Annotated in this window: 9 protein-coding genes; 6 read left to right on the top strand and 3 right to left on the bottom strand. The window is 67.8% G+C overall.

Translation table 11 applies throughout. The features are described from left to right. Window positions 1–64: 64 nt before the first annotated feature. Together ACFQQD_RS13910 and ACFQQD_RS13915 are read right to left on the bottom strand one after the other, a co-directional pair. The gene (locus ACFQQD_RS13910) at window positions 65–2,137 is read right to left on the bottom strand and encodes a chorismate-binding protein (protein WP_378090489.1); all 2,073 of its coding nucleotides are present in this window, start codon (window positions 2,135–2,137) and stop codon (window positions 65–67) included. Then, window positions 2,134–2,646, bottom strand: a complete 513-nt coding sequence (locus ACFQQD_RS13915; protein ID WP_378090491.1) for a MarR family winged helix-turn-helix transcriptional regulator — start codon at window positions 2,644–2,646, stop codon at window positions 2,134–2,136. Before ACFQQD_RS13915 ends, ACFQQD_RS13910 begins: the two co-directional genes overlap by 4 nt. Window positions 2,647–2,753: 107 nt before the next feature. On the opposite strand from ACFQQD_RS13915, the gene ACFQQD_RS13920 reads away from it, so the two are divergent. Further along, a complete protein-coding gene (locus ACFQQD_RS13920) occupies window positions 2,754–5,108 on the top strand; it encodes an MMPL family transporter (protein ID WP_378090493.1) in 2,355 nt (784 codons plus the stop codon). A 23-nt stretch (window positions 5,109–5,131) separates the two neighbouring features. On the opposite strand, the gene ACFQQD_RS13925 is transcribed toward ACFQQD_RS13920, so the two are convergent. Beyond that, window positions 5,132–5,668 (bottom strand): Dps family protein, encoded by a 537-nt coding sequence (locus ACFQQD_RS13925; RefSeq protein ID WP_378090495.1) that lies wholly within the window; start codon window positions 5,666–5,668, stop codon window positions 5,132–5,134. Between the two features lie 355 nt (window positions 5,669–6,023). On the opposite strand from ACFQQD_RS13925, the gene dnaK reads away from it, so the two are divergent. From dnaK to ACFQQD_RS13950, 5 genes are all read left to right on the top strand, one after another. Beyond that, window positions 6,024–7,919 (top strand): molecular chaperone DnaK, encoded by a 1,896-nt coding sequence (gene dnaK, locus ACFQQD_RS13930; RefSeq protein WP_378090497.1) that lies wholly within the window; start codon window positions 6,024–6,026, stop codon window positions 7,917–7,919. A gap of 151 nt (window positions 7,920–8,070) precedes the next feature. Then, window positions 8,071–8,871 (top strand): nucleotide exchange factor GrpE, encoded by an 801-nt coding sequence (locus ACFQQD_RS13935; protein WP_378090499.1) that lies wholly within the window; start codon window positions 8,071–8,073, stop codon window positions 8,869–8,871. Window positions 8,872–8,962: 91 nt separating this feature from the next. Next, a complete protein-coding gene (locus ACFQQD_RS13940) occupies window positions 8,963–9,976 on the top strand; it encodes a DnaJ C-terminal domain-containing protein (protein ID WP_378090501.1) in 1,014 nt (337 codons plus the stop codon). Beyond that, window positions 9,973–10,590 (top strand): heat shock protein transcriptional repressor HspR, encoded by a 618-nt coding sequence (locus tag ACFQQD_RS13945; RefSeq protein ID WP_378090503.1) that lies wholly within the window; start codon window positions 9,973–9,975, stop codon window positions 10,588–10,590. The genes ACFQQD_RS13940 and ACFQQD_RS13945 overlap by 4 nt, the downstream gene beginning before the upstream one ends. Beyond that, entirely contained in the window at window positions 10,572–11,567 is a 996-nt protein-coding gene (locus ACFQQD_RS13950; RefSeq protein WP_378090505.1) for an alpha/beta hydrolase, read from the top strand. The genes ACFQQD_RS13945 and ACFQQD_RS13950 overlap by 19 nt, the downstream gene beginning before the upstream one ends. Window positions 11,568–11,657: the final 90 nt, after the last annotated feature.

Raw genomic sequence — 11,657 nt, forward strand, 5'->3', positions numbered from 1 at the left:
AACCGGTTCGTTCTGCCCGCAAAGCGATGTGGCTGGGCGGGAGCATCACCAAGAGCCACCCAGCTCAGAGTGGGAAGGTGGAACCCAGGCTCCGAAGCACCCCATGGGCCTTGGTCCGTACTTCCTCCCATTCCTCCTCCGGAACCGAATCCGCGGTGATGGCCCCGCCGACGCCGAGGGTTAAATCGGTTTCGCTCGTCTCGCCCGTCTCGCTCGTCTTGCCCGTCTCGCCGGACTGCCGTGGGACGGCCACGAGGGTGCGAATCAGCACGTTGAGATCGGCGGCGCCGTCGTCGGAGAGGTACCCGGCGACCCCGGAGTACACCCCGCGTGGCCCAGATTCGAGGTGTTCGAGGATGTGCATGGTCGAGATCTTGGGTGCACCGGTCATCGAACCCGGAGGGAAGGCCGCGGCCAGGGCGTCTGCGCGAGGAACGCCGTCCTCGAGTTGAGCCCGCACCGTGGAGACCATCTGATGAACAGTCGGATAGGACTCGACGGCGCACACCCGCGGAGCGGACAAGGTGCCCGGCCGAGCGAAGCGGGACAGGTCGTTCCGCGCCAAATCCGTGATCATGATGTTCTCGGCCCGGTCCTTGTCCGAGGCGGCGAGGTCCTCTGCCAGAGCCCGGTCCTCATCCGGGGTCGCACCGCGCGGGCGGGTGCCCTTGATGGGTTCGGTCACCATCCAGCCGTCCACTGACATGGAGAGAAAACGTTCGGGGCTCGTGGAGAGGATCTCCACGGACTCGGCACGCAGATAGAGATTGAAGGGCGCACGGTTTGCCGCCGCCAGCTCTCGGTACGTGGCCCACCCGTCGAACGAGGCCACCGTGGATTCCAGGTGAGTGGTCAGACACACTTCATAGGTGCGGCCCTCGTAGATCTCATGCTGGGCCGAGCGGATCTTCGCCAGATACTCCTCGCGAGAATCCCTCACCCTGAACACCGGCGGCGTTTTGCGGGCAGAACGAACCGGTTCGTTCTGCCCGCAAAGCGGGAGGGAGGTGAGGGACTCGGCCCAGGTGGGTCCCTCAGGATCGTCGGTCGCCCAGAACAGGGTGGTGGTCTCGGCCATGTGGTCCACGGTGGCCCCGCGACCGGGACGGAACAGCAACGCCTCCGGCGGGCCGGTAGCGGCGTCAACCGTGGCCGCACCATCCGGTGAACCGGCCTCGCGCTTGAGCCCATACCCGATCCAGCCCATCCATCCGGGCTGGAACGGTCCGCCGGACTCAGCGTGACCACCAGTGCCGGGCCACACGGAGGCCAGCCAGGCGAAGAACCCTCCCTTGCGGCGCACCGTGAGATGGCCGCTGCGGACGGTGGTGGTTCCGGCGGTATGGGTGGCGATCGCGGAGGCGCCAGTGGCCAGACCGATCAGCGAATATCGACTGCGTTCCGGTGCCGGCGTCACGTCGTGGTCGGAGCTCTCCAGCAGCAGCGCTGTTCCGGAATCAGGACCCCCTGCCGCAGAAAACAGGCTCTGCGGGTCCATAGCACCTGACACCGTGAGGTGCTTCCAGCGTGGCGGCGCGGGTGCCGGAATCAGGTTCAGAGCCCCTTCCCAGCCCGGCAGGGCGCGCAGGCCTTCCACCAGCTGGACGGCCGCGTCAGGAAGCGAGCCGGGGCCGTCCACGAGGAACCACGCGGCGTCAGCGACGTCGTCGGTGGCCAGGTAAGCCTCTTCCTGGGCTGCCCAGCGGTCCCAGTGCGCGGCGAACACCTCGCCGTCTCGGTGCAGTGCCCGGCGCTTGCGCTCGGCGTCGTCCATCTGCACCCACGCAACGGCGTCCACGAGTGGGCGGGCCTGCCGGTTCCCGGCGCCCACACCCTCCAGAATCACGACGTCGGCCGGATCCGTGTGGCTGAGTTCTCCCGGTGTTGCGGTGGTCCAGTCCCAGCGGCGCCAGTGGGCCGTCCGTCCGGCGGACAGCGGCTCGACGACGTCCTGGTGGTAGGCGGGAAAGCACGCGGTCAAACCGTCCCAACCGGGGTAGATGGAGTCCAGATGGAAAACCGCGACGGTCAGATGTGGGCGCAGGAGGGCGGCGGTCTCCAAAGCCAGGGACGTCTTGCCCGCCCCCGAGCGGCCGTCGATGGCCAGCACCAGCGGTGTACGGTCGGCTGGTTTCATGTCGTCGCCGGTGAGTCGGGTGAGTCGCGGGAAACGGATGAATCGGAGGCATCAATGCTGTCGAGGGTCTCCGTGGCGGCCTGCAGGACGTCAACCGCCGTCTGCATCTGCTCGGGTGAGAACTCCGCCAGTCGATCGGTCAGTCGTTGTGCGAGTGGCCGGAAGATCGCGCGACCATCGTTGGTCGCAGAGTCGGTGTGGCTGATGTTCACTCGGCGACGGTCTGTGGTCGAGGGGCTCCGCCGGGCATGACCGTTGGCGACCAGCCGGTCCACCAGCGCCGTGGTGGAGGCGGAGGTGAGGTTCAGCAGTCGGCCCAGATCGGTGGGGGTGGTCTCCAGGCCGGCGGCCTGGCGCTGCATCAAGATCGTCAGGGCGCGCAGGTCCGTGCGGTGCACGCCATGGTGATGACCGGCGGCCTCGGTCGTTCGATCCGCCGCCTCTGCGTAGCGGCGAAGAGCCTGAACCAATGCCGGGAGCTCGGTGGACTCCTTGCTCGCGCGGGCCATGGGTCTCCTTCCGCCGGACGCAGGGCCCCAGTCTACTGAGCATCTCGACGCCGATGGCCGGGCGGAAAAACCTCTCGATTATCGAGGTATTGCGGTACGGTGAGTCAATGTCCCCCGCGCCGTCTCCCACGCAGTCGTCCACGTCGCCATCCGCACCGCCCCGGCACCGGGCCGGATCTCGGCGTGGTCCGCGACTCTGGTCGGGAGTCGCCGTCCGGGTGGCCGCGGCCGCCGTCGTGGTGCTGGCATGGCTGGCCGGGACGGGGCTGGGTGGGCCGACCTTCGGCCGGCTCGGTGAGGTGACCTCCAATGACCAGGCGACGTTCCTGCCCGCGTCGGCCGAATCCACACGGGCCGGCGAATGGGCCAGTCGCTTCACCGACGGAGACCAGATCCCGGCACTGATCGTGGCCGAACTGCCCGGCGGCCAGATACTGGCGGAGGGCTCTGGTGAAATGGCGGCCCTCTCCGCTTGGGGGGAGAAGCTGGGCGCAGTCGACGGAGTGGATCAGATGGTGGGGCCCGTGCCGTCGGAGGACCGGGAGGCCATCCAATACATCGCCCTCATCAATGCCGAGTCGGCAGAGCCTGATGTGGTCGTGGAAGACCTTCGCCGGGTCCTCGAAGCGGCGAAGACCGATCCGGTCGCGGCGGGTGCGGAAGACCTGGCCGGCGTGAACGTCCATGTGACCGGGCCGGCCGGACTGTCCGCGGATCTGGCCGGGGCCTTCGCCGGGATCGATGGTGTGCTGCTGGCCGTGGCGCTGGGAGCGGTGTTCCTCATCCTGGTGCTGGTGTACCGGTCGGTGCTGTTGCCGATCCTGGTACTGCTGAACTCGGTGGCAGCACTCTGTGTGGCCGTCCTGACGATCTATGGGATGGCCTCTGAACAATGGATCGCCCTCAACGGTCAGTCACAGGGCATCCTGTCCATCCTGGTGATCGGCGCCGCGACCGACTATTCGCTGTTGATGGTCGCCCGCTACCGGGAGGAGCTGCGGCGGGAACCGCGCGTGTGGTTGGCCGTGCGTTCGGCCTGGCGCGGATCTTTCGAACCGATCACGGCCTCTGCGGCCACCGTGGCGCTCGCACTGTTGTGTCTACTGATTTCCGACCTCAACTCCAATCGCTCCCTGGGACCGATCGCGGCCTCGGGCATCGTGCTGGCATGGGCGGCGTCGTTGACCTTTCTGCCCGCGGTCCTGTACCTCTGCGGGCGCTCCGCCTTCTGGCCCGCCATTCCGCGGCCCGCGGTGGTGAATCGGCCGAAAGGATCGGTGGCGGATCAGGCACCCGACGTCGCCATGGAGCCCCTGGGCGATCGGGTGCACCACGGCGTGTGGTCCCGCATCGGTGCCATGGTCGCCCGCCGGCCACGAACCGTGTGGATCGTGACGTCGATCGTGCTTCTGGTCGGGGCCGGGGGAGTGACGCAACTGCAGGCCAGTGGCGTGGCACAGTCCGACGTTCTCCTGGGGGAGTCGGACGCGAAGGCCGGCCAGGTCGTCCTCAGCGAACACTTCGACGCCGGAACCGGAGCTCCGGTCACGGTGATCGCCCCGGCGGAACGCGGAGATCAGGTACTGCAGACCGTGCAGGCCTACGAGGGCGTGGCCTCGGCCTCCTTGACCGCCGACGGCGGCGCTCCCGCCGGTGCTCCTGCCGGCTCGCCCGCTGGCGCTCCCGGCGACCAGCAAGGCGACCAGGAAGGTGCCCAGCAAGGCGAGGCGACGGCGCCGCTGGAGGTCGACGGGCGGGTGTACCTGCAGGCCACCCTGACCCATCCGGCCGATTCCGCGGAAGCGGAGAGCACGGTGGTGGATCTGCGGCGATCGCTGCACGATCTGGACCCGGACATCCTCGTGGGAGGCACCACGGCCACCGCTCTGGACTCGAACACCACGGCTCAGGCGGACCTGAAACTCATCATCCCGCTCGTGCTGCTCGTGGTGCTGCTCATTCTGATGGCTCTGTTGCGGTCGATCCTGGCCCCGGTGCTGCTCGTTCTGGCCACCGTGCTGAGTTTCGGCACGGCGATCGGGGTGTCCGCGCTCGTGTTCAACCACGTGTTCGGGTTCCCGGGCGCGGACCCCAGTGTGCCGCTGTACGGGTTCGTGTTTCTGGTGGCCCTGGGCGTGGACTACACCATCTTCCTGATGACCAGGGCCCGGGAGGAGGCGGCGCAGATCGGGACGCGCGCCGGTGTGCTGAAGGCCCTGACCGTCACGGGCGGGGTGATCACCTCGGCCGGCGTGGTGTTGGCGGCCACGTTCGCCGCGCTGGCCGTCATCCCCCTGATGTTCATGGTGCAGCTCGCCTTCATCGTGGCGTTCGGAGTGCTGCTGGACACCTTCCTGGTGCGTTCGCTGGTCGTCCCGGCAGTGACGCTGGACATCGGTCCGGCGGTCTGGTGGCCGTCGAAACTCAGCCGAGCGTCCGGTCGGCGGAAGGTGGCGGGCTGATCAATCCCGCGATGCAACCCGGTTCAGTTCTCGTGGTGCAGTTCGCCGGTGTTGTTGCTGAGGAACGAGCGCAGGAACCACTGGAACAGTTCGAGCTCACGCGTCTGACCGACCAGCAGATCCTCGGCCATGGGATCCAGCTTGCCGACCTCTTCAATCGCGTTGCGGTGGTCGGCGATGACGCCGGTGTACACCTTGTCCAGGGCGGAGATATGGGTCAGGGTGTCGGCGCGGCCGACGGCGTAGTCGTCCCACGTGCGCTCGGCGGCAATGGCCCCGGGGGTGCCCTGCGGCGACAGGCCCATGGTGGCGACGCGTTCGGCCACCTCGTCCACGAAGCCGCGGACCACGTTGACCTGCGGATCCAGCATCTCGTGCACGGCGATGAAGTTCGGCCCGACCACGTTCCAGTGCGCATGCTTGAGCGTCAGCTGGAGATCATTGAGGGCGTGCAGCCGCATCTGGAGGATCTCGGCGACGCGGTGGCCGTCCTCGAGGTCAACGCCGGGGACGGTGTACTTCGCCTGGACGTCCTTGGCTGAGCTGTTCTGTGTTGCCATGATGTCTCCTTTCCCCGCGGCGCGGAATCCAGTTGCCGCGCCGGTGCCGCTCTGTCGATGACCTCACTCAAACACCCCTGCGAATTCTCCGCAAGGTCTCCTGGTGCGCGGTCTCGGCGGAGTCTCTCCGGTTCAGGTCGGCATTGGGGAATGAATCATCGACCGCTCTCGTTGGACGAGGTGACGCAAGTTGAGTCGGGGTGACTCAAGGCAGATTGACATCCGGACGCCGGCATGAAACCTTGAGTCTTGAACGCTCAGGTGGCCGGTCGCGGAAGCCTCACTCCGCCGGTCAGGAAGAGCGACTGACTCAGTAGCTGACCAACGATCCGTCCGTCAAGGAAAGGAACCGCCCATGTCCCGTGCAGTGGGAATCGACCTCGGAACCACCAACTCCGTCGTGTCCGTACTGGAGGGTGGCGACCCGGTCGTCATCGCCAACGCCGAAGGCTCCCGGACCACCCCGTCCGTCGTCGCCTTCTCCAAGTCCGGAGAGGTCCTGGTCGGCGAGATCGCCAAGCGCCAGGCCGTCAACAACCCGGACCGCACCATCGCCTCCGTCAAGCGCCACATGGGCACTGACTGGAAGGTCGAGATGGACGGCAAGCAATACACGCCGCAGGAAATCTCCGCGCGTACCCTGATGAAGCTCAAGCACGACGCCGAGGATTACCTGGGCGAGAAGGTCACCGATGCGGTGATCACCGTGCCGGCGTACTTCAACGACGCCGAGCGCCAGGCCACCAAGGAAGCCGGCGAGATCGCCGGCCTGAACGTCTCGCGCATCATCAATGAGCCGACGGCGGCCGCGCTCGCCTACGGCCTGGACAAGGGCAAGGAAGACGAGCTCATCCTGGTCTTCGACCTCGGTGGCGGCACGTTCGACGTCTCCCTCCTGGAGGTGGGCAAGGACGAGGACGACTTCTCCACCATTCAGGTTCGCTCCACCGCCGGCGACAACCGCCTCGGCGGTGACGACTGGGACCAGCGGATCGTCGACTGGCTGCTGTCCCAGGCCAAGTCCAAGGGCGCCGACCTGTCCAAGGACAAGATCGCCCTGCAGCGCCTGAAGGAGGCCGCCGAGCAGGCCAAGAAGGAACTGTCCTCGGCTTCCTCGACGAACATCTCCCTGCAGTACCTCTCCGTCACGGCCGACGGTCCGGTGCACCTGGACGAGCACCTGTCCCGTGCCAAGTTCCAGGACATGACCTCGGACCTGCTGGAGCGCACTCGGAAGCCGTTCGAGGACGTCATCAAGGAAGCCGGCGTGTCCATCAAGGACATCGACCACGTGGTGCTCGTCGGCGGTTCGACTCGTATGCCCGCCGTGACCGAGCTCGTCACCGAGATGACCGGCGGCAAGGAGCCCAACAAGAGCGTCAACCCGGACGAGGTCGTCGCCGTCGGCGCCGCCCTGCAGGCCGGTGTGCTGTCCGGTGACCGCAAGGACGTGCTGCTGATCGACGTCACCCCGCTCTCCCTCGGCATCGAGACCAAGGGTGGCGTGATGACCAAGCTCATCGAACGGAACACCGCCATTCCGACCAAGCGGTCAGAGACCTTCACGACGGCGGAGGACAACCAGCCCTCGGTCTCCATCCAGGTCTTCCAGGGTGAGCGTGAGTTCACCCGGGACAACAAGCCGCTGGGCACCTTCGAGCTGACCGGCATTGCGCCGGCCCCGCGCGGCATGCCGCAGGTCGAGGTCACCTTCGACATCGACGCCAACGGCATCGTCCACGTCTCGGCCAAGGACAAGGGCACCGGCACCGAGCAGTCGATGACCATCACCGGCGGCACCTCGCTGTCCGATGAGGACATCGATCGCATGGTGAAGGACGCCGAAGCCCACGCCGCCGAGGACAAGGAACGCCGCGAGGCCGCTGATCGTCGCAACCAGGCCGAGCAGACCGCCTACTCCGTGGACAAGCTGCTCTCGGACAACGGCGACAAGCTGCCCGAGGACATCAAGACCGAGGTCCAGGCCGACGTCGACGCCCTCAAGGAGGCCCTGGAGAAGCAGGACAACGACGACGAGGTCAAGGCCGCCTACGACAAGCTGCAGGCGTCCCAGACCAAGATCGGTGAGGCCCTCTACGCCTCGCAGGCCGCCGACGCCGGTGCCGGTGCCGAGGGCGCTGCTGCCAGTGACGGCTCCGCCCAGGCTGAGGACGAGGACATCGTCGACGCCGAGGTCGTGGACGAGGACGAGGGCAACGAGGGCAACGAGGAGAACAAGGACGGCAAGTAAGCCGGCCGGTACTCCTCGAGTCCCTGCCCTGATTCTCATCTGACACCCGGGCCCGCCTGAGCACTGCGGGCCGCCGGGCCCGGTCGGGCCGGACCACGTACATCGATGCGCGGCCGGCCCGATCGGGGCTCCGGAGGAAAGGACACACACCATGGCGAACCACGGAAACGACGAAGAACGTGAGCACGAGGAGCCGGTGAGCTTCCAGGACAAGCGTCGGGTCGACCCGGAGACCGGGAAGGTCCGCGGGCCCGGCGCCGCAGCGGACTCCGGTTCCGGCGATGCTGACGGAGACGCGCTGTCACAAGCCCAGCGGATCCTCAACGACGCCGCCGGCGAGGTCGGCGACGAGGGCGCCAGCCCGGAGGAGACCGTGGTGGCCGGCAACGCCGGAGGAACACCGCCGGTCGACTCGGACACCGACGCGCAGAACGCCGACGCGCAGAACACCGCCGCGCAGAACAACGCCGGAGCCAGCGCTCGTGAAGAGGAACTGCGCAATGACCTGCTGCGGGTCCAAGCGGAGTTCGTGAACTACAAGCGCCGGGTGGACCGCGACCGGGACGTGGCCAAGGACAACGCCATCCAGTCGGTGCTGACGGCACTGCTTCCGGTGTTGGACGATCTGGATGCGGCTCGTGCGGCCGGAGATCTTCCGGAGGGGCCGGTCTCCTCGATCGCCACCAAGTTCGAAACGGTGCTGACCGGATTCGGCTTGGAGCGTCAGGACCAGGACACCCTGGCCGGCCAGGCGTTCGATCCGACTCACCATGAGGCCATGCTGCGCCAGCCCAACTCGGAGATCCCCGAGGGGCACATCGTGCAGGTCTTCCGCAGTGGCTACATCCGCGGGGAGCGCGTGCTGCGCGCCGCGCAGGTGATGGTCTCGGCGGGCGACGAAGGTGGCGACAGCAGCGGAGCCGAGCCGGCCGGAGGCGAAGCCGAGGCGTGAGCCCAAGCCGGCGGGCCGACGTCGTGACCCGCCGGCTGGTCGGCACGCCGATGGAATAACACTGGACCGTTCGACGGGGAAAGGAGGCACCATGGCCTCACAGGATTGGGTAGACAAGGATTTCTACGCCACGCTTGGTGTCTCCAAGGACGCCTCGGAAGCCGACATCAAGAAGGCGTACCGGACGCTGGCCCGGAAGTTCCACCCGGACCAGAACCCCGGCGACGACGCGGCCGAGAAGAGGTTCAAGGAGATCACCGAGGCGAACGCGGTGCTCTCGGACCCGGAACAGCGCCAGCAGTATGACGCGATTCGCTCGATGGGCTCGGGCGCCCGGTTCTCCGCACCGGGAGCTGGCTCCGGTGGTGCCGGAGGCGGCTTCGAGGACGTCTTCGGCGGGTTGTTCAACACCGGTGCCGGCCGCGGTGGAGCTCGGTCGGGATACTCGACCGGTGACATCCCGCCCGAATTCGCTGACCTGTTCGGTGGTTTCAGCGGTGGAGGCTTCGGTGGCCAGAGCGCCGGCGGCCGCGGAGGATTCGGTGGGTACGGCACTCCGACCAAGGGAGCCGACCGCACTGCTACCTCGACCATCTCCTTTGCGGGGGCGATGCGCGGCACCAGGATCTCGTTCCGGGACTCGGACGGCGAAGTCATTGATGTCCGGGTTCCCGCCGGAGTCAAGGACGGACAGAAGGTGCGGGCTCGCGGCAAGGGCTCGCCCGGCCCCGGCGGAGCGGGTGACCTGATCGTCACCGTCAAGGTCGAAGAGCATCCGTTCTTCCACCGGGACGGGAACAACCTGCGGATCGAGGTGCCCGTCACCTTTGACGAGGCAGTCCTCGGGGCGACCATCGAGGTGCCGACTCTGGAAGGACCGGTCAAGGTGAAGGTCCCGGCCGGCTCATCGTCCGGACGCGTGCTGCGCGTGAAGGGACGAGGCGTGAAGCCGTCCAAGGGATCCGCCGGCGATTTGTTGGTGGAGCTCCAGGTTGCGGTCCCGTCGACACTCTCCGATGAGGCCCGTGCTGCAGTCGAAGCCTATGCCGCCGCGACGGAGGGGCATCGCCCTCGAGCGGGGTTGGCGGATAAGGCACGGCTGTGACGACGTTCTGGGACGAACCGCTCTACGTCATCTCGGTCGCCGCCGAGCTGGCGGACATGCACCCGCAGACCCTGCGACAGTACGACCGCATGGGCCTGGTCGTCCCGCAGCGTCAGGGCGGGCGTCACCGCCGGTACTCCCGCCAAGACGTCGAGCGGCTGCGGATGATCCAGCAGCTCAGCCGTGAAGGGGTGTCACTGGAGGGCATCCGGCGGATCGTGGAGCTGCAGTATGAGGTCGATCGGCTGCGGGACACCGTGGCCGAGCTCGCCGCCCAGATTCAGGATTTCCAGGCCTATGCCCGGTATCCCCGCGTGTTCACGGCCGGCGCCGCCGGGGACGTGACCACCACCTTCGACGCCGGCCCGGACGGCACAGCGCAGCGCCCGTCGCCAGGCGGGACCAGAACAGCCCGGCAGCGGGCACGGCGTGCCGCGCGCTGGCTGCGGCGACCCGGCGTCATCGCCGCCGGCCCGAGTATCTCCGAACTCACGGCCGGGCCGGTCTCCGGATCGTCTGGCGCGTCAGCCGGATCGCCGGGAGCACTGCCGGGCGCACTGCCCGGTGGAGCCGGCTCGGGACCTCGGGCGCTGCTGTGGAAGTCACAGGACTGACACCGGATCGGGGCGTCCCGTTCCGTGACATCTGGACCTCCGCCGAACAGCGTGCCACCCGGGCCCGGCTGCGCGCAGACATGCGGCGTCGCCAGGGCCTGGGGGCACGGCAGAAGTCCGCCCTGGACGGGTTGGTGCATGCCCTGAGGCGCGAGTCGATGGATCGGTCCTTCCCGGAGAGAATCCTGCTGTCGTACGACCTCGGCAGCCGCTTCCGGTCGCCCGCGGCGATCGTGGCCGTGGGTGAGATCGACACCGCCACCCACGTCAGCTGGCAGGTTTCCGGCATGGGCATCTCCGTACACACCGCCATGTGGGGCTCCGTCAAGGAGGCGGCCCAGCTGTGGGCAGCGCAGAAGTCCGCCGGAGCGGAACACCCGTGTGTGATCTCCTGGCTCGGCTATCAGCCGCCCGGCCCCTGGGGCGTGCTCTCCAGCCGATCCGCCCTGCGCGGCGGCGCCCGGCTGGCCCTCCACCTCAACAGTTGGTTCGACCATTACGAACGGCTCAGAGCCGAAGACCGGTCGGGGCGGACACCGCCACGTCCTCACACTGCAGTGGAGGCGCACTCCTACGGCACCGTGGTGGCCGCTCGGGCCCTGCAGATCCTGCATCGGAGCTCGCCATCCCGGAGCATCGATGCTCTGGTCGTCTCCGGTGCGGTGGGCTTGCCCCGGGATCTGGCCGGCGACCCGGCCGCCCTCGGCATGAGCGAGGAGCGGATCTACACCGCCCTGGCGGACACCGATTACCTGTCCCGGCTCGCGCTGTGGTTCTCCGGCCGCCGACAGTGGACGCGGGCCACCGAACTCAAGACCACGGCCGACGAGGAGCGCAACCTGGCGGCCGCCGTCGGGCACAACACCTCTCGCTACCGCCCGGATGCCCGGCTCTTTCGCCGGGGGCGCGGCTACCGGGACCCCGGGACCGCCTCGCTGTATCGGATCGCGCGGGCGACCATCGGCCTACCGCCCTGATCCCTCCCCGCTTCGTCTGGCGGTCAAAAGTGCCCCAACACGCCCGGGAATCGGTGTGTGTCAACCTGTTTGGAGTCAGTGATCGGGTTG

Source organism: Citricoccus sp. GCM10030269, assembly GCF_042665635.1.
GTDB lineage: Bacteria > Actinomycetota > Actinomycetes > Actinomycetales > Micrococcaceae > Citricoccus.